Raw genomic sequence first — 17,285 nt, 5'->3', positions numbered from 1 at the left:
CGCTGCCACTAATCTCGGCAAATTGTTATAAGGAGTGTTCAAATGCATGCAGTTAGACAACCTCAACATCTGGTTCAGAACGAGATGAAAGCTTCGCCGGAAATGCAGGCGACCACCAAGCTGATGCTGGTGGAGCGTCCGGCCCCGGCTCCTCTGGACCGCAAACCGGCGCTGTCGATGGCGTCGATCGAGCGTGTGCGTTCGACCTCTGCGACCTTGCGTCGCATTGAAAATATGCAAAAACTGATCGGCGAGCTGTCCATGCACGAGATGCTGGCCGACGAAATCGCCTGGTTCCTCAAGTTCTCGCCGTCCGGCGCCCGCAAATACATCCGCGACCTGCGCGAAGCCGGCGTCATCGAGCTGGCGCGCTATGTCGAAGGCACCGCCACCTATCTGGGCAAGGCCGTCTACCAGCTGACTCCCGACCCGGAGCGCGTCGCCGCCTTCCTGGCCGCGATCGTCCAGCCGAAGCGCGAAGGCGCGCCGCCACGCAAGGAACGCCCGGGCATCCGTGAGCAAGCCATGGCCGGCAGCGGCCGCCACTTCCACATCCTGGCCGACGACACCCACTACGCGATCCGCGTCAACCGTGGTCCGGTGATGCGCGATCCACTGGTTGCCGCGCTGTTCGGTTCGGCGCCTTCGGAGCAAAAAGCCGCCGACTAAGCCGCCGGCCGCGCTGCGCCAGCGCACAAGAGTATCATCGACAGCCGGGCATGCCCGGCTGTTTGCATATTGAAAAGCAGACAAGCCGCCCCACTTAGCCAGCAATGGACATCACACGGACGCGCGGCACATGGAAGCTTTGATCTGGATCGGCCTGACGGCGCTGGCGATAGCGCTGCCTTTTTATGTGCCCCGCTGGCGCCTGCAACGGGTGCTGGCCAGGCCGTTGCCGGCCGAGGCGCAAACCGTTTTACACCGCAACATCCCCGTCTACCGCCGTATGACCCCGGAATTGCAGCAACAGCTGCAACGGCTGGTCGTGCAGTTTTTACATCAGAAAAAATTCATCGGCTGCGAAGGCGTGGAAGTGACCGACGAGATGGCCGTCATCATTGCCGGCCAGGCGTGCCTGTTGCTGCTCAACCGTCCGACCAAGGTGTATCCGGCGCTGCACACCATCCTGGTGTATCCGAGCGAGTTCGTGGCGCGCCGCGCCGACGTCGGCCCGGGCGGCGTCGTCACGCCGGGCCACCAGAGCATGCTCGGAGAATCGTGGGACGACGGCCGCGTCGTCCTGTCGTGGGACAACGTGCGGCGCGGCGCCGACGACTGGACCGACGGCCACAACATCGTGCTGCACGAGTTCGCGCACCAGCTCGACAGCGAGTCCGGCCGCGCCAACGGCGCCCCGTATCTGGGCAGCCCGGACAGCTACAACGAGTGGGCCGAGGTCTTGTCGCGCAACTTCCAGAACCTGCGGCACAGCGCGATGTACCGCCAGCACAGCGTGATGGACCACTACGGCGCCACCAATCCGGCGGAATTCTTCGCCGTGGCCACCGAAACCTTCTTTGAAAAGCCGTACCAGATGGCCGAGCACCACGGCGAGCTGTTCGCCGAGTTCCTCAAGTACTACCGCGTCGATCCGCGCGAGTGGCTGCCGCCACCGCCACCGCCCGAACCGCCGGCCGAACCGTCCTACGGCTGGACGCCCACCTGGTCGCATTGACTGCGATAACACACGGCGACAGTGCGTGAGCGCACGGAAATGCGGCCCTGACGGGCGCATATTGCGCAGATCGGGCTACGGCCGAAACCAGGGAGAACAGCATGAGCAACATTATTGCGGGGCATTTCCAGTTACAGGATGAAATCGCGGATGCGCGTATCGCCTTGCTGCGCGCAGGCTTCGCAGCCGAGCGCATCAGCGCGTTCTACGTTAATCCGCAGGGGCAGCACGATACGTACGAGCTCGGCGGTGACCACGACAAGTCGCCCGGCGCCAAGGAGACCGACGACGGCGTGTTGCAGGGCGGCGCCACCGGCGCGGTCGCCGGTGCCGTGGCCGGGTCCGCCGCGATTCCGGTGGCCGGCCCATTGGGTCCGGTGGTCGGCGCGCTGGTCGGCGCCCACGTCGGTTCGCTGTTCAGTTTTTCGAAGATGAAGGACGCCGGCGAAGCGGAGGAGGGCAGTTCCGAGAACCAGGTTGCGCCGCGCAAGTCGGGCATGATGATCGCCGTCGAGGTGGTCGACAGCGGCCAGGAGCAGAAGGCGCTCGACGTATTGCGAGGTCTGGGCGCGGAGGATGTTGAACGCGCCGAAGGCACCATCAGCGCCGGCGATTGGCGCGACTTCGACCCCACCTCAAGGCCGGTGCCAGCGTAAATCTTCATTGTTGCGAATGCGAGACTGTGTCCGCGCAACCGTGATTTCCGCCGGAGTCGTTGCTCCAATCAAGCGCCCGGCGGCGTCAACGCCGGCGCTGTTCCGTGCGCGTCTGGCAACCGATGCACAGGCGCGCCTCCGGCCGCGCGTCGAGCCGCGAGAAGCCGATTTCCTCGCCACAGTTCTCGCATAGCCCATAGCTTTGGTCGTCAAACTTGGCCAGCGCCTGCCTGACCGTGGACAACTGTTTGGTGGTGTGCGCCGCCGTCTCGTGGACCAGGGCGTTGAGCGTGCGCTGGCTGGCGTTGTCGGCCGGCGAAGCTTCGGCCTCGTGCGGCAGCGGCAGGCGCACGTCGGTGGTGCGGTCCAGATCGTCCGCGAGTTGGCTGAGCAGCGCCTTGCGCGCGCTCTCCAGCCGCGCCTGCAAGATCTGCCATTGGTGTTCTTCCAGTCCGTTCATCCCGCGCGCTCCTTACGTCGTTTGACCGGAGATGGCGCGGTTTGTTCGGCCCAACTGGCGTCAACCCGCAGGCTTGTCCATCGCCTCCAGATGGTGCTTGATGGTCTCGAACGGCTTGGCCAGTTTGTCCGGCTTGCCGGTGGCGATGGCCGCCGCCAGCGACAGCAGCTCGCCGGTCAGCGCGATCAAATCCTTGGTGTGCTGGATTTTGCGGATTTTCTCCTGCGCGCGGGCGGTCACGTCGAGCAACTGCTGCTGGGCGCCGGCCAATCCGCTGGCGGCCAGCACCGCCGCCTCCAGGTACAGGCTGTTGGCGTGCTGGCGCAGCGCCACTTCGTTGTCGAACAGTGCCTGCGCGGTGGCCTGCGCGATGCCAGGCGGTTTCTGGCGGAGTTCGCGCATCAGGCGCGTGTGCAGGGCGTCGGCGCTGGCGGACAGGCCGTCGGCCAGCGCTTCGATCTCCAGTTGGATGGGATTGGTAGTCATCGCTGCTCCTGTATTGGCTGATATTGGCTTAGTTGGACGGGATCTGGTCGAGCAGCGCGCGGTGGCTCTGTTCGATCGCCGCCAGGTTTTTCTGCGCCAGGGTCTGGCGCTGGCCGATCAGGCGGTACTCGGCTTGTTTGCTCTGCTGCGCGCTTTTGGCCAGCGCCGTCAGCAAGCGGTCGCGGGCCGGGTCGAGGAAGGGAATCTCCGACTCCAGCATGCCGATGACGATGCGCTCCTCGTTCTCGCTGGACTTGTCGTACAGCCTCAGCAGCGTGGTCATGGCCTCGAGCAGATCCTTTACCGGCTGCGCGGCGTCGCGCATGACCTGGTTGACGGCGCGCTCCTGCGCCGGCGCCGTGATGGCGCGCGCGATCAGCGTCGTCAGCCGGGCGAAGGCGTTGACGTGTTTCTCCTCGATGCCGGAGTCGGGCCAGGCGTTGATGCCGCCGCTAATCGTCTTGATCTGGTCGCGCAGCTCGTACTGCTCGTCGCCGGCCAGCACGCCGAGCGTCTGCATGTACGCCTGCACGCCGTATTGCAGCTTGACGAAATCGTCGCACGCCTGCCGGCGCTTCGCGTCGAGCTCGGCCTCGCGGGCGTCGGCTGCCGCCGTCAGGAAGGGCTGCTCGCGCTGGTAGGTCGTGCGGTAGCGCTCGGTTAGTTCGTGATAGGCGTTGAGCTTGGGCGCCTGGGCGGCGAAGGCGCGCACCTCGGCCATGCGCGGCGTGCTGCTGGCGCAACCGCCGAGCAGGGCCAGCAATCCGAGTAGCAGGAAAAGACGCGGCAGTTTCATGGGTGCTCCTTTGGGGTTGGGACTATTGTTGCGCTGGGTGTTTACGGTTGCTTTGCGAATGCGCAGCTTACGACGTCAGGCTGCGGCGCCAGTCCAGGCCCGCGATGGTGTCGCCGGCGGGAAGGTATTCGCAGCCGAGCCAGCCCGTGTAGCCGAGCTCGTCGATCAGGGCGAACAGGTGGCGGTAGTTGATCTCGCCGGTGCCCGGCTCGTGGCGGCCCGGGGTGTCGGCGATCTGCATGTGCTTGATCATCGGCAGGTTGGCGCGGATGGTGTTGCTCAACTCGCCCTCCATGCGTTGCATGTGATAAATGTCGTACTGCAGGAACAGGTTGGGGCGGTCCGCCTCGGCGATGATGTCGAGCGCCTGCGCGCTGCGGTTGAGGAAATAGCCGGGCATGTCGAAGTGGTTGATCGGCTCGATCAGCAGGTCGATGCCGTGCGGCAGCGCCAAGTCGGCGGCGTGGCGCAGGTTGTCGACATAGGCGGCGCGCGCCGCCTCCGGCGCCAGGCCGGCCGGCACCTTGCCCGCCATGCAGTGCAGCCGGGTCACGCCCAGCGCCAGCGCGTAGTCCAGCGCCGGCCGCACGCCGGCGCGGAACTCCTCCACGCGCAGCGGATTGCAGGCCATGCCGCGGTCGCCCGCGTCCCAGTCGCCGCAGGGCAGGTTGAACAGCACCAGCTGTAAGTCATGGCGGCGCAAGCGCTCGGCGATCTGCCCGGCATCATAGGCATATGGAAAGAGAAATTCGACGCCATCGAAGCCGGCCTCGCGCGCCAAGGCAAAGCGGTCGAGGAATGGCACTTCGGTAAAAAGCATCGACAGGTTGGCGGCGAAGCGGGGCATCAACGTTCCGATAATCGTTAGCAATCCGATATCGTAAACGATATTTGCCCGACCACATAAAAAAGCTTTCACTCCGGGGTCAGGTCCACCATTTCTACACGAGCTCCGCTGTTGAAGCCTCCCACTCACGAGGCCGTGTAGAAATGGTGGACCTGACCCTGGATTGGCCTGCCCAGGATTGGCGACCCTCGGTCCGGGCGAAAAAAATGCCGTTCAGCTTGCATTGAACGGCATTTCATCAGAGCTGGGTCGGCTTAGCGGCCGCGACCGCCCGAGCGGTGCGGGGACGCCGGACGCGGGGCGCTGGTGCCCGTGCGCGGGCCGCCGCCGTTGCCGCCGGCCGAAGCGCCAGGCGCGCGCGGCTTGCTGCCGCCACCGCCACCGCCACCGCCGGTCTTGGCGCCACCGCCGCCGCCTGGCTTGCCACGGCCCTGGCCGCCGCCACCACCGCTACGGCCGCCGCCCGGACGATGGCCGGCGCTGCGCAGCTGCACAGGTTGGGCGCGCGCGTTCAGGTCCGGCTCGAAGCCCGGGATTACTTCGCGCGGCAGCGTTTGCTTAATGAGCTTTTCGATGTCCTTCAACATGTCGTGCTCGTCCACGCAGACCAGCGATACCGCTTCGCCGGTGGCGCCCGCGCGGCCGGTGCGGCCGATACGGTGCACATAGTCTTCCGGAATGTTCGGCAGGTCGTAGTTGACCACGTGCGGCAGCTGGTCGATGTCGATGCCGCGCGCGGCGATGTCGGTGGCGACCAGCACTTGCAGCTTGTTGTCCTTGAACTCGGACAGCGCCTTGGTGCGCGCCGACTGGCTCTTGTTGCCGTGGATCGCCATCGCGCCGATGCCGTCCGCGCCCAGCTGTTCGACCAGCTTGTTGGCGCCGTGCTTGGTGCGGGTGAACACCAGCACCTGCGACCAGTCGTTAGCCTTGATCAGGTGCGCCAGCATCGGGTGCTTCTTGTCGCGGTCGACCGGGTGGATCTTTTGCGCGATCACTTCCACCGTCGAGTTGCGGCGCGCCACTTCGATCGTCGCCGGCTTGTTCAGCAGGCCGTCGGCCAGCGCCTTGATCTCGTCCGAGAAGGTGGCCGAGAACAGCAGGTTCTGGCGCTTGGCCGGCAACGCGGCCAGCACTTTCTTGATGTCGCGGATGAAGCCCATGTCGAGCATGCGGTCGGCTTCGTCCAGGATCAGGATCTCGACCTTCGACAGATTGACGGTGCGCTGTTCCATGTGGTCGAGCAGGCGGCCCGGCGTGGCGACCAGGATGTCGACGCCATGCTTGAGCTGCTTGATCTGCGGATTGATGCCGACGCCGCCGAAGATCACGGTCGAGTTCAGCTTGGTGTACTTGCCGTAGGTGCGCACGCTTTCCTCGACCTGGGCCGCTAGTTCGCGGGTCGGGGTCAGGATCAGCGCGCGGATCGGACGCGTGGTGGTGTTGCTCGTCTGCGCCGCGCCGGCGGCGTCGGTCGACAGGCGTTGCAGCAGCGGCAAGGTGAAACCGGCGGTCTTACCGGTGCCGGTTTGCGCGCCCGCCAGCAAATCGCCGCCGTTCAGGACTGCGGGGATCGCCTGCAGTTGGATCGGGGTCGGCGTGGTGTAACCGGTTTCGGTGACAGCACGGACAATAGCGTCGGACAAACCGAGGGAAGAGAATGACATGGTAACTTTATATGAAGATCGGCCTGTCGCCGCGGAGGGCGCCAGTCGCAGGCAATCGGATTTTTGGATTGCGGCGCAAAGGACTGGTCAGATGCCGCAGCTATTAGTATAACAGCTAAGTTCGCTTGATGTTTCAATTGGGAAATGAAAAAGGGAGCATACGCTCCCTTTTTTGTAACAGATTGTCTATTGACGCGCCGTTATGGGGCGCAGCGCGGTCGATTAAGCGAACGGCGTCAGCAGGCCGACCATCTGGCCGAAGATTTTCGGGCTGGCGGCGATGATGTCGCCCTTGTACAGGTAGTCCGACTCGCCGTTGAATTCGCCGACGATGCCGCCCGACTCGGTCACCATCAGCGAACCGGCGGCGATGTCCCAAGGCTTCAGGCCTTTTTCATAGAAACCGTCGAGGCGGCCGGCGGCCACGTAGGCCAGGTCCAGCGCGGCGCTGCCCGGACGGCGCACGCCGTGCGAGCGTTCGGCCATGATGCCGTACATTTTCAGGTATTCGTCGAGCGCCTTGGCGTTGCCGGCCTGGTAGCCGGTCGAGAGCAGGGCGTTGGCAATGCGGTCGAGCTTGGTGACGCGGATGCGCTTGTCGTTCAGGTAGGCGCCGGCGCCCTTGGTGGCGGTGAACAGGTCGTTGCGCACCGGGTCGTAGATGACGCCCTGGGTGATCACGCCGCGCTGCGACAGCGCGATCGAGATGCAGTACTGCGGGAAGCCGTGCATGAAGTTGGTGGTGCCATCGAGCGGGTCGATGATCCAGGTGTATTCAGTCTCGTCGTTGGCGTTCTTCGATGGACCCGATTCCTCGGCCAGGAAGGCGTGGTCGGGATAGGCTTTGGACAGCACCTCGATGATCGCCTGTTCGGCGGCCTGGTCGACGTCGGTGACGAAATCCTTGTGGTTTTTCTCGGTCACGATGACGCGGTCGAGGTCGAACGAGGCGCGGTTGATGACGGCGGCGGCGCGGCGGGCGGCTTTGATCGCCGTGTTGAGCATTGGGTGCATGTTAAGCTTTTCCGTTAAAAGAACGCTAACGCCCACCGGCGGACAGGGGCCGCGGCGGCGCGCTAGAGAACAAGAGTGAATTAAAGAGCGGAGCGGCGCCGACAGGGTAAAATCCGGGTTTGCGGGCTGGCAGTTGGCCGGGCCGCAAGGTTGAAGTTATTGTATCGATACCGCGCAATAGCGCTATTTTAAATGAACCTGCCCGAAATCAACACGAATCTTTTCACGCGACTGCGATTTATTCTGGTCGAAACCAGCCGGGCCGGCAATATCGGGGCCGTCGCGCGGGCCATGAAAACCATGGGCTACAACGATTTGGTGCTGGTCACGCCCCGGTTCGAGAACGCGGCGCAGGACCCGGAGGCGGTCGCCTTCGCCAGCGGCGCGCAGGACATCCTGGCCAACGCGCGGACTGTCGGCAGCATGGCCGAGGCGCTCGACGGCATCAACTTCGCCGCCGCCGTCTCGGCGCGGCTGCGCGAATTTTCGCCGCCGGTGCTGACGCCGCGCCAGCTCTCCACGCAACTGGTGGCGCAGCCGGAGCTGCACGCGGCGCTCATCTTCGGCAACGAGCGTTTCGGCCTGCCGAACGAGCTGGTTGAAAAATGCAATGTGCTGATCAACATCCCGGCCAATCCGGAATATTCGTCGCTGAACTTGTCGCAGGCGGCCCAGGTGCTGGCCTACGAATGCCGGATGGCGGTGCTCGACGGCGCGGGCGTGACGCACACGCCGCGCCAGCCGGCCGGCGACGCCGGCGACGTCGGCGATGTGGGCTTCCACGGCGAGGCGGCCAGCCTGGCGCAGATCGAGGGCATGTACCAGCATCTGGAGCAGGCGCTGGTGGGGATCGGGTTTCTGGACGCGGACAACCCGCGCAAGCTGATGCCCAGGCTCAAGCGCTTGTTCTCGCGCGCGCAACTGGAGAAGGAAGAAGTGAATATTTTGCGCGGCATCGCCCGCCACATGACCGGCAAGCAGAAGGCGGGCAAGGGCGGCTAGAACGACAATAATATGAACGGGTGGGGACCATGGATTCGAACCGCAGATCTTTTCTCAAGGTCGGCGTGGCCGGGGCGGTCGCACTCGCCGCCGGCGGCGCCGTCTACCGCCTGGCCTACGCGCCGACGCGGGGCCATCGCTTCGCGCTCGACGGCCCCGCGACGATACTGCTCACTGCCGTGATCCCCTCCATGCTCGGCCCCGTGCTGCCGACCGAACCGGCAGCCCGCACCGCCGTCATCCACCAAACCGTCGACCACGTCGGCACCGCCATCGCCGGGCTCGCACCGGCCTCGCAAAAACAACTGCAAGACCTGTTCGGCCTGCTGTCGCTGGCGCCGGTGCGGCGCATGCTGGCCGGCGTCTCCGGCGGCTGGGAGCACGCCTCGCCGGACGCGGTGGACGCTTTCCTGCAAAGCTGGCGGCACCACCGCCTGCAAACCCTGCAAACCGCCTACCTCGCGCTGCACGACCTGATCATCGGCGCCTGGTACGCGCAGCCGGCCAACTGGTCCGCGATCGGCTATCCCGGCCCGATCAAGGAACTGGCATGAGTGATAAGAACAATACCAACATCCCGATCGCCGCGCAGAACGGCCCGATCCCCGATCCGATCCACGCCGGCCTGGCCGCCGGCTGGCGCGTGACCGACTGCGCGCGGCTCAACGAAGACCTGGTCATGGAGGTGGACGTGGTGATCGTCGGCAGCGGCGCCGGCGGCGGCGTCACGGCCGAGATCCTGGCGCGCGCCGGCCTGCGCGTGCTGATCGTCGAGGAGGGCGCGCTGAAGTCGTCGACCGACTTCAAAATGCGCGAGACCGACGCCTATCCGGCGCTGTACCAGGAATCGGCGGCGCGCAAGACGCGCGACAAGGGCATCAACATTCTGCAGGGCCGCACCGTCGGCGGCAGCACCACGGTCAACTGGACCAGCAACTTCCGCACGCCGGCCGGCACGCTGGCGTACTGGAACAAACACTACGGCCTTGCCGACTACACGCCCAATTCGATGGCGCCGTGGTTCGCGATGATGGAGCGCCGCCTCAACATCGCCGAATGGGCGCCGCCGCCGAACGAAAACAACGATGTGCTGCGGCGCGGCGCCGGCAAGCTGGGGATAGCAACCGGCATCATCCACCGCAATGTCAACGGCTGCTGGAACCTCGGCTATTGCGGCATGGGCTGTCCGACCAACGCCAAGCAGTCGATGCTGGTCACGACGATTCCGGCGGCGCTGGAACTGGGCGCCACCCTGCTCACGCGCGCCCGCGCCGAGCGCTTGCTGATCAAAGGCGACCAGGTGGCGCAGCTCGATTGCGTCGCGCTGGACGCCGCCGGCCTGGCGCCGACGGGTCGCCGCATCACCTTGCGCGCCAGGCACTTCGTGCTGTCCGGCGGCGCCATCAACACGCCGGCGCTGCTGCTGCGTTCCGTCGCGCCCGATCCGCACGGCTTGCTGGGCAAGCGCACCTTCCTGCATCCGACGCTGGTCTCGGCCGCCGTCTTCGCGCAGCGCGTGGACGCGTATGCGGGCGCGCCGCAGTCGGTGTATTCCGACCACTTCCTGCACACGCAAGCCATCGACGGCCCGGTCGGCTACAAGCTCGAGGCGCCGCCGCTGCATCCGGTGCTGATGTCGACCACGATGGCCGGTTTTGGCGCGCAGCACGCGCGCCTGATGGCGCAGTTTCCGCATGCGCAGGCGCTGCTGGCGCTGCTGCGCGACGGCTTCCACGCGGACGCGCCGGGCGGCAGCGTGGCCGTGTCCAATGATGGCGCGCCGGTGCTCGATTATCCGATCGGCGACTACTTGTGGGACGGCGCCCGGCGCGCCTTGCTGAGCATGGCGGAGATCCAGTTCGCGGCCGGCGCCAGGACGGTGATGCCGGTGCACGAGGCGGCCGGCGAGTACACCAGTTGGCGGCAAGCGAAGGCTGCGATCGCTGCACTGCCTTTCAAGCTGCTGGCCACGCGCGTGGTGTCGGCGCATGTGATGGGCGGCTGCGCGATGTCGACCGACGAGCGGCTGGGCGTGACCGATGCCGGCGGCCGCTATCGCGGGCTGCGCAATGTGTCGGTGCACGACGGCTCGCTGTTCCCGACCTCGATCGGCGCCAATCCGCAGCTGTCGGTGTATGGCGTGACGGCCAGGCTGGCCACTACGCTCGCGTTGGAAATGACGCGGAAATGAGGCGGAAATGACGGGGAAATGACGCGGAAATACGTAGGGCGGATTAGCGCAGCGTAATCCGCCAGGCTCCGTCGGCGGCTCATGGTGGATTACGCGCTGCGCGCTAATCCCCCCTACGAAATCGGTTGTTGTGCCGACAGGTTTTAGATATCGTTCAGTTCGCTTGAGACGCTATCTCCGTTCGTATCGCAAGAGTATGATGAGTCCATGATTAAACGTTTCCTCATCGTTCTCTTGGCGGTCCAGATCGGCGCGATGCTGGCGCTGTCCTTGTCGCTGCATCGCTGGTGGCATCCGGCGTGGCGCGCGGCGGTCGCCGCACCCGTCGCGGCGCTCGTTTGCGTGACCGTCGCGGCGGCCATCGTGCTGCTGGTGCGCCTGCTCATCAACGCCAACAACTTCCGCATGAGCCGGCGCGCGCGCAGCGCCACGCCGGCCGGCCACGCGCTCAATCCCCACACCGCGATTAATCTGCTCGCGCATGAATTTTTATCATCGATGTTGACATCGTCTTACTACATGCTGCGGCCCGTCGGCCTGCGCCTGCAGCCGAACGCGCGCGGCTTGCCGGTGCTGCTGATCCACGGCTACGCCGGCAACAGCGGCTATTGGCTTCCGATGAGCAAGCTGCTGACGCAAGCACGCATCAGCCATTACGGCATCGACCTGGAGCCGCCCGGCGCGTCGATCGACGACTTCGTGCCGCAGGTGCGCGCGGCCGTCGAGCGCCTGTGCGCGGAGACTGGCAGCGAGCAAGTCATCGTGCTCGCGCACAGCATGGGCGGGCTGGTGGCGCGCGCGTACCTGCGCCGCCATGGCCACGAACATATCGCCCGCGTGATCACGCTCGGGACGCCGCACCACGGTACCGCGCTGGCCGGCTTCGGTCCTGGTAGTAACGCCATGCAGATGCGGCGAAACAGCACCTGGCTGGCGTCGCTGGCGGCCACTGAGGCGGATTTGCAACGCAAATTATTTTCATCCATCTACTCGGTCCACGACAACATCGTCGCGCCACAGGATTCCAGCGATTTGCCCGGGGCGCGCAACCTCGTGTTTGGTGCAATTGGCCATGTTGCGCTGGGCCGGCATCCGGAAATCATGCGTTGCGCGTTGGCGGAAATCAAAACCGCAACACCTGTGTGATTTTGTGTGATGTTTTGCGTGATTTGTTGCTGTATGGTTACTCGTATGAAGTACAGTAAACAGGTGGAACGACAGGTGGAACGATGGCGATAGACTTCGGCACCCTTATCCTCGACGAAACACCCGACGCGGTGATCATCACGCGGCTCGATGGCGAGGTGGTGTACTGGACCAACGGCGCGCGCATGGTGTTCGGTTACAGCAGTGACGAGGCGACGGGCCGCAAGCTGGCCGAGCTGATCGAGGTGCCCGGATTGGACGATGGCGGCGCGGTGGTGCGGCAAACGCTGGGCGCCGGCGCGGCCAGCTACGAGTCGGTGCGCCGCGCCAAGGACGGCACGCTGGTGTACATCGACAGCACCAGCAAGCTGCTGCGCGACGCCGCCGGTGCGCCGGAATATATTTTGTGGAGCAAGAAGGACGTCACCACGCTCAAAGTGCTGCGCGACGCCAAGCTGGTCGAGGCGCGCTTTCATGGCATCCTGGAATCGATGCCGGACGCGATCATCGTCGCCAACGCCAGCGGGCGCATCGTGCTGGCCACGCGCCAGGCCGAGGCGATGTTCAAGTACCAGCACGGCGCCTTGCGCGGCGTGGTGCTCGAGATGCTGATGCCGGCGCGCTTGCGCCACGCGCACATCGCGCACCGCCACGACTACGGCGCGCGGCCGGCGCTGCGGCCGATGGGCAGCGGGCGCGATCTGTACGGCTTGCGCAGCGACGGCGTCGAGTTCCCCGTCGAGATCAGCCTGAGCCCGATCGAGACGGAGGAGGGCACCTTGATCATGAGCGCGATCCGCGACGTCGGCGAGCGCAAGCGGATCGAGCTGGCGCTGCAGGAGAAGAATGTCGAACTGGCAAAGGCGGTCGCGGCCAAGGACCGCTTCCTTGGCGGCATGTCGCACGAGCTGCGCACGCCGTTGAACGCGATTATCGGCTTTACCGGTACTATGTTGATGAAGTTGCCTGGGCCGATTAATTCGGAACAGACCAAGCAATTGCGCATGGTGCAAAGCAGTGCGCGCCACCTGCTGTCGTTGATCAACGACCTGCTCGATTTGACCAGGATCGAGTCCGGCAAGGTGGCGCTCGATCTGGTGCCGCTGCCGTGCCGGCCGGTGATCGACGAGGTGCTGGCGCTGCTGCAGCCGCAGGCGCGCACCAAGGGCTTGGCGCTGGCGCTGGTGGATTCCGAACGGGAAGTGACGGTCGAGACGGACCGCCGCGCCCTGCAGCAGATTTTGATGAACCTGGTCGACAACGCGATCAAGTTCACCGACAGCGGCACCGTGCGGGTGCGGTTGGGGACGGCGGAGGTGGACGGGCGGGCCCGCGCCACCATCAGTATCAGCGATAGCGATTGCGGTGCCGACGCCGGTCAGGGCGGGCGGCGCCAGGCGCTATCGCAGTTGCAAGCCAGTTCGATGCGCCAGTTCGAGGGCACGGGGCTGGGGCTGCATTTGAGCCAGAAGTTGGCGACCCTGTTGCATGGGGAAATTTTGTTTGACAGCGAGTATGGCGTCGGCAGTATTTTTACACTGACGCTGCCGCTGCAGTCATCACAGGGGGAGTCACAAGGTGTCGGCACGTATACTGATTATTGAAGACAATGCCACCAACATGGAGTTGATGGTTTACCTGTTGCGGGCGTTCGGCTACACGCCGCTGTCGGCGGTCGATGGCGAGGCGGGCGTGGCGGCCGCGCTGCGCGAGCTGCCGGACCTGATCATCTGCGACGTCCATCTGCCCAAGCTCGACGGCTACGGCGTGGTTGCCGCGCTCAAGGGCGACGCGACGGTGCGCCACATCCCGACCCTGGCCGTGACGGCCCTGGCGATGGTCGGCGACCGCGAACGCCTGCTCGAGGCCGGCTTCGACGGCTACATCGGCAAGCCGATCGAACCGGACACGTTTGTCACGCAAATCGAGTCTTTTTTGGACGGGGAGATGTCGACCCCGTCTAAAAACGACATCGCCACGATCCTGATCGTGGACGACCACGTGCTCAACCGCGAGTTCCTGATGACCTTGCTGGGCTACGGCGGCCACCGCCTGCTGGAGGCCTCCAACGGCGCCGAGGGCCTGAAAATGGTGCTGGCCGAGCGGCCCGACCTGGTCATCTCCGACATCCTCATGCCTAATATGGACGGCTACGAGTTCGTCACCCGCATGCACGGCAATCCGGAGACGGCCGACGTGCCGGTGATCTTCTACACCGCCACCTACCGCGAGCGCGAGGCGATGGCCGTGGCGCAGTCGTGCGGCGTGCGCTGGGTGCTGCCCAAGCCGTCCGATCCGGACGTGATCCTGCGCACCGTGCACGAGGCGCTGGGGCTGGCCATGGTCGGCGACGGCGACGACGATGGCATCGGCGACCTGCCGGCCTTCGCGCCCGAGCCGCCGCAGGAGGGGCGCTTCCACAACATCGACGACAAGGTGGCCGAATACCTGGGCGAGCTCGAATCGAGCAGCCAACTGATCACGCAGTTCGCCCACGGCTCGAACGAGGCGGCCGACGGCGCGCCCGAGCACCTGTCGCTGATGACGCAGCGGCTGTCGAGTTCGCTCTCCAGCCTGCAGGCGGTGAGCCTGCGGCTGACCGCGCTCATCGAGCTGGGCATCGAGCTGGGCACCGAGCGCGATCCGCGCGCGCTGGTCGAAATCGGCTGCCGCGTGGCGCAGAACATTTGCGTCTCCAAATACGCCTGCATCGGCGTGCTGGAGGCCGGCGCGAGCGAGCTCAGTTACTACGCCAGCTGCGGCGCCGGCGTGCCGATCCGCCAGATCGCGCAATCGCCGCGCGCCGGCGTGCTGCGCGGGCTGCTCGACCAGCGCCTGCCGTGCCGCATCAACGACCTCGACGGCGACCCGGCCAACATCGGCTTGCCGGCCGGCCATCCGCCGGTGCACTCCTTCCTGGGCGTGCCGATCGCCTCGCGCGACCGCACCCACGGCTGGCTCTACCTGGTCGACAAGCTCGGCGCCGACGGCTTCTCCGAGGTCGACGAGCGCGTCGCCGCCACGGTGGCCGCGCAGATCTCGGTGGCCTACGAAAACCTGCTGCTGTACGACGAGATCAAGCGCCACCACGCGCAACTGACCCTGGACATGAACGCCCGCATCCGCCTCGACGAGGACCTGCGCCGCTTCCGGCTGGCCATGGACGCCACCGCCGACGCCATCTTCCTGGTCGACCGCGCCGGCATGTGCTTCGTCGACGTCAACGCCACCGCCTGCCGCATGCTCGGCTACGAGCGCGAGGACTTCCTCAAGATCGGCCCGGGCATGGCCGCCGAGGGCGACATGCGCAAGCTCGAGGAGCTGTACGAAAAACTGCTGTCGGGCGACCAGAGCGGCGCCATGACCGAGCTGCTGCTGCAATGCCGCGACGGCAAGCCGCTGGCGGTCGAGGTGCAGCGGCGCACCCTGCGTTCCGGCCCGAGCTGGATCCTGGTGGCGGTGGCCCGCGACATCACCGAGCGCAAGGAGGCCGAGCAGCGCCTGCTCAAGCTGGCCCACTTCGACACCCTGACCGGCCTGCCCAACCGCAGCCAGTTCTACGACTCGCTGACGCACTCGCTGCGCCAGGCGACCGACCACAAATGGTCGCTGGCGGTGCTGTTCCTCGACGTCGACCGCTTTAAAAACGTCAACGACACCCTGGGCCACACCATCGGCGACGAGCTGCTGCGCCAGTTCTCCAGCCGGCTGGTCGACTGCCTGCGCGTGCGCGACACCATCGGCCGCTTCGGCGGCGACGAGTTCGCCGCCATCCTGATGCTGCCGGAGGGTGCGCAAAACGCCATCGCCGTGGTCGACAAGATCCGCGACTCGATGCGCCGGCCGTTCGACCTCAAGGGCCACGAAGTCACCGTCACGGCCAGCATCGGCATCGCCGTGTTCCCCGACGACGGCACCGATCCGGACGTGCTGATCCAGTACGCCGACACCGCCATGTACCGCGCCAAGGAAGCCGGGCGTGACGCCTTCCGCTTCTTCACCGCCGAGATGAACGCGCAATCCTTGGCGCGCCTGGACCTGGAGAACGCACTGCGGCGCGCCATCGACAACGAGGAGTTCGTGCTGCACTTCCAGCCCAAGGTCCATATCGGCAACGGCCGCATCAGCGGCGCCGAGGTGCTGATCCGCTGGAAGCGGCCCGGCCACGGCATGGTGTCGCCGGCGCTGTTCATCCCGATCCTCGAAGAGACCGGCCTGATCGTGCGGGTCGGCTCGTGGGTGATCCACGAGGCCTGCCGCAAGATCGCCGAATGGCGCCGCACCCACGGCTGGGCGGTGCACCTGTCGGTCAACGTCTCCGGCATCCAGTTCTTCGTCGGCGGGCTCGAGGAGGAGGTGCTCAAGGCCATCAAGGAGCACGACATCGCCCCCGAACTGCTGGAGCTGGAGCTGACCGAAAGCTCGCTGATGTCGAACGCCGAAGAGACCATCACCGTGCTGCAGAACCTCAAGGCGCTGGGCATCCAGATCTCGATCGACGACTTCGGCACCGGCTACTCGTCGCTGGCGTACCTGAAGCGCTTCCCGATCGACAAACTGAAGATCGACATCGCCTTCGTGCGCGAGGTTACCAGCAACCCGGACGACGCCGCCATCGTGCTGGCCATCATCAACATGGCGCACAGCCTCAAGCTCGAGGTCATCGCCGAGGGGGTGGAGAAGGACGCCCAACTGTCCTACCTGCGCCGCCACGGCTGCGACGAGATGCAGGGCTACTTCTTCAGCCGTCCGCTGCCGGAGGAGGATTTCGAGGCCATGATGCGCGAAGGGCGCCAGCTGCAGACGCCGGTCGACGAGACGGTGCTCGACCAGCAAACCCTGCTCATCGTCGACGACGACGCCTTCATGCTCGACGTGCTGACCGACTTCCTGTCGCAGGACGGCTACCGCATCCTGACGGCGCAGACGGCGGCCGAGGGCTTCGACATCCTGGCCAAGCACCGGGTGCAGGTGATCCTGTGCGACCAGTGCATGCCCTTGATGAGCGGCACCGAGTTCATGGAGCGGGTCAAGAACCTGTGTCCTGACACCTTCCGCATCATGCTGTCGGCCTACGCCGACCTGACGCCGATCATGGCGGCCATCAACCACGGCGCCATCGACCGCTTCTACACCAAGCCGTGGAAGGGCGCCGTGCTGCGCGAGAACATCCGCGAAGGCTTCCGCCTGCACGCCCGCGCGCACGGCCCGCTGCGCATCGCCGAGGCGGTCAAGGCCTGAGGTCGGGGCGGCGCCCGGCTGGCCAGGAAATGAGGCGTTGGAAAAAGTTTAATTTTCCCGCCTTTTTCTGCGACAATGCCAAATCATTAACTGTTGTCGCT

General features: G+C 65.6%; 15 protein-coding genes. 9 read left to right on the top strand and 6 right to left on the bottom strand.

Features of this window, described 5'->3' with window-relative positions; translation table 11 throughout:
- Positions 1-84: 84 nt before the first annotated feature.
- The 3 genes from NHH73_21690 to NHH73_21680 all read left to right on the top strand — a co-directional run bounded on the left by NHH73_21690 (position 85) and on the right by NHH73_21680 (position 2,334).
- Complete coding sequence (locus tag NHH73_21690; GenBank protein USX25199.1) at positions 85-669, top strand: winged helix-turn-helix domain-containing protein; 585 nt, start codon at positions 85-87, stop codon at positions 667-669.
- A 130-nt stretch (positions 670-799) separates the two neighbouring features.
- Complete coding sequence (locus tag NHH73_21685; GenBank protein ID USX25198.1) at positions 800-1,678, top strand: zinc-dependent peptidase; 879 nt, start codon at positions 800-802, stop codon at positions 1,676-1,678.
- Positions 1,679-1,779: 101 nt separating this feature from the next.
- The gene (locus tag NHH73_21680; GenBank protein USX25197.1) at positions 1,780-2,334 is read left to right on the top strand and encodes a hypothetical protein; all 555 of its coding nucleotides are present in this window, start codon (positions 1,780-1,782) and stop codon (positions 2,332-2,334) included.
- 85 nt (positions 2,335-2,419) lie between these two features.
- Here the strand turns inward: NHH73_21680 and NHH73_21675 are convergent, their stop codons facing one another.
- The 6 genes from NHH73_21675 to NHH73_21650 form a co-directional block, all read right to left on the bottom strand.
- Positions 2,420-2,794 (bottom strand): TraR/DksA family transcriptional regulator, encoded by a 375-nt coding sequence (locus NHH73_21675; protein ID USX25196.1) that lies wholly within the window; start codon positions 2,792-2,794, stop codon positions 2,420-2,422.
- A gap of 60 nt (positions 2,795-2,854) precedes the next feature.
- The gene (locus NHH73_21670) at positions 2,855-3,280 is read right to left on the bottom strand and encodes a hypothetical protein (GenBank protein USX25195.1); all 426 of its coding nucleotides are present in this window, start codon (positions 3,278-3,280) and stop codon (positions 2,855-2,857) included.
- A 28-nt stretch (positions 3,281-3,308) separates the two neighbouring features.
- Positions 3,309-4,076, bottom strand: a complete 768-nt coding sequence (locus NHH73_21665; GenBank protein USX25194.1) for a hypothetical protein — start codon at positions 4,074-4,076, stop codon at positions 3,309-3,311.
- 67 nt (positions 4,077-4,143) lie between these two features.
- Positions 4,144-4,923 (bottom strand): hydroxypyruvate isomerase, encoded by a 780-nt coding sequence (hyi, locus tag NHH73_21660; protein USX25193.1) that lies wholly within the window; start codon positions 4,921-4,923, stop codon positions 4,144-4,146.
- Positions 4,924-5,177: 254 nt separating this feature from the next.
- Positions 5,178-6,590 carry a DEAD/DEAH box helicase gene (locus tag NHH73_21655; protein ID USX25192.1) on the bottom strand — a complete coding sequence of 471 codons (1,413 nt, stop codon included), beginning with the start codon at positions 6,588-6,590 and terminating at the stop codon, positions 5,178-5,180.
- Between the two features lie 222 nt (positions 6,591-6,812).
- A complete protein-coding gene (locus NHH73_21650; GenBank protein ID USX29673.1) occupies positions 6,813-7,595 on the bottom strand; it encodes an inositol monophosphatase in 783 nt (260 codons plus the stop codon).
- Positions 7,596-7,796: 201 nt separating this feature from the next.
- Here NHH73_21650 and NHH73_21645 point away from each other — a divergent pair, with 201 nt between their 5' ends.
- The 6 genes from NHH73_21645 (at position 7,797) to NHH73_21620 (ending at position 17,184) form a co-directional block, all read left to right on the top strand.
- On the top strand, positions 7,797-8,606 hold the full coding sequence (locus NHH73_21645; protein USX25191.1) for an RNA methyltransferase: 810 nt from the start codon (positions 7,797-7,799) through the stop codon (positions 8,604-8,606).
- 29 nt (positions 8,607-8,635) lie between these two features.
- A complete protein-coding gene (locus tag NHH73_21640) occupies positions 8,636-9,160 on the top strand; it encodes a hypothetical protein (protein USX25190.1) in 525 nt (174 codons plus the stop codon).
- Positions 9,157-10,797: a GMC family oxidoreductase gene (locus tag NHH73_21635; GenBank protein ID USX25189.1), complete on the top strand. Its 1,641-nt coding sequence runs from the start codon at positions 9,157-9,159 to the stop codon at positions 10,795-10,797. The genes NHH73_21640 and NHH73_21635 overlap by 4 nt, the downstream gene beginning before the upstream one ends.
- Before the next feature lie 207 nt (positions 10,798-11,004).
- Positions 11,005-11,943 carry an alpha/beta fold hydrolase gene (locus NHH73_21630; protein USX25188.1) on the top strand — a complete coding sequence of 313 codons (939 nt, stop codon included), beginning with the start codon at positions 11,005-11,007 and terminating at the stop codon, positions 11,941-11,943.
- A gap of 83 nt (positions 11,944-12,026) precedes the next feature.
- Complete coding sequence (locus NHH73_21625) at positions 12,027-13,547, top strand: PAS domain S-box protein (protein ID USX25187.1); 1,521 nt, start codon at positions 12,027-12,029, stop codon at positions 13,545-13,547.
- Positions 13,522-17,184 carry an EAL domain-containing protein gene (locus tag NHH73_21620; GenBank protein USX25186.1) on the top strand — a complete coding sequence of 1,221 codons (3,663 nt, stop codon included), beginning with the start codon at positions 13,522-13,524 and terminating at the stop codon, positions 17,182-17,184. Before NHH73_21625 ends, NHH73_21620 begins: the two co-directional genes overlap by 26 nt.
- The last annotated feature ends 101 nt before the right edge of the window (positions 17,185-17,285 follow it).

The sequence above is a fragment of the Oxalobacteraceae bacterium OTU3CINTB1 genome (assembly GCA_024123955.1).
Taxonomy (GTDB): domain Bacteria; phylum Pseudomonadota; class Gammaproteobacteria; order Burkholderiales; family Burkholderiaceae_D; genus Rugamonas.
Note: the sequence above shows the minus strand (reverse complement) of the source record. Positions and strands in the feature narration are given on the sequence as shown.